Raw genomic sequence first — 1,281 nt, forward strand, 5'->3', positions numbered from 1 at the left:
ACGTGTCCCCGCCGCCGAGTCCGCCGAGTCCGGTGAGACGGTCGCGATCGGCCCGCCGCACTGGCCCGGCGTAGTCTGGGCGCTGCGCTGGACCCGGTCGACCGGCGGGATCCACAGGTAGCTGTCGTCCGGATCCCGCTGCCCGAGTACGGCGGTCGGACCAAGAACGCTCACCCGGGCATTGCCCAGGGCAACAAAGCTGGTCCGGGGGCGCCGAGGCACATCTGCTGCCAGCCCGTGACGGACGGGAGCGCCTGCGGCCAAGGCAACTAGCGCTGCCAGCGACGGGAGACAGGGGACAGGGGACAGGCGACAGTATGTTGCAGTCGCCGGTGTCCTGCAGTTGGGGTATGCCTGCAGCTGGGGTGTGCTGCAGCCGGGGCATGCCTGCAGAGTCTCGACTCGGTTGTTCCCGACGGACCGCAGCCCGTGGCTCGCGTGGCGCGCGTCGAGATCGGATCCGTCCAACGCGACCTCACCAGTGCCGAGCGCCCCGACCGTGAAGGCAGCACGATTGAGCGGCTGGCGTCTGTGTTCCGCCTGGCGAATCACGCCGTCCGGCGTGGGCGAGACACACGCGGAATGCAGGCGAGCGGACGGTCGTACCGATAGACGGTCGTGCGGCTAGTGGGTCGTGCGGCTACTGGATCGTGCGGCTACTGGATCGTGCGGATGACGGCCGCACAGCTAGGCAGTTGCGACTTGGATGGCGGTCAGGATGTTCGGCAGGGTTTCCGGGTGGGCCATCTTCAGGTCTGCGAGGTCGTCGGGACGGAACCAGCGGAGGTCGTCGTGCTCCTCGGGTGCGGCGTTGACGGGTTCTCCGTCCCAGCGGGTGACGAGGAATGCGTGCATGTGGAGGGTCGGGTCGTTGATGGTTATCGGGATGGGTACGGGGTCGTGGATCTGCACCCCGAGTTCTTCGAGGCATTCGCGGACGACGGCCTGATGCGGCAACTCACCCGACTCGACATGTCCGCCGGCGGAGAAGCTCCAGCGGTCGGGATACCACCGCCGCGACGGGTGCCGATGCACCAGCAGCACGAGACCGTTGCGCACCAGCAAAGCGACAGAGATCGAGATCCGGGCAGCCATGGGCGGCACCCTAAACCCGCCCACCGACAGTCCACGTTCAGCGCATGGCCCCATCCGTGCGGCGCGTCCCGTGCGGCGCGTCCCGTACCGCGCGTCCCGTACCGCGCGTCCCGTACCGCGCGTCCCGTACCGCGCGTCCCGTACCGCGCGTCCCGTACCGCGCGTCCCGTACCGCGCGTCCCGTAC

The 1,281-nt window shown here is 69.1% G+C and carries 1 protein-coding gene; it reads right to left on the reverse strand.

The window, feature by feature from the left end:
• Window positions 1–687: 687 nt before the first annotated feature.
• Window positions 688–1,095 (reverse strand): NUDIX hydrolase, encoded by a 408-nt coding sequence (locus ABZW60_RS26360; RefSeq protein WP_355481106.1) that lies wholly within the window; start codon window positions 1,093–1,095, stop codon window positions 688–690.
• Window positions 1,096–1,281: the final 186 nt, after the last annotated feature.

It is taken from the genome of Kribbella sp. NPDC003557, assembly GCF_040610805.1.
Lineage (GTDB): Bacteria > Actinomycetota > Actinomycetes > Propionibacteriales > Kribbellaceae > Kribbella.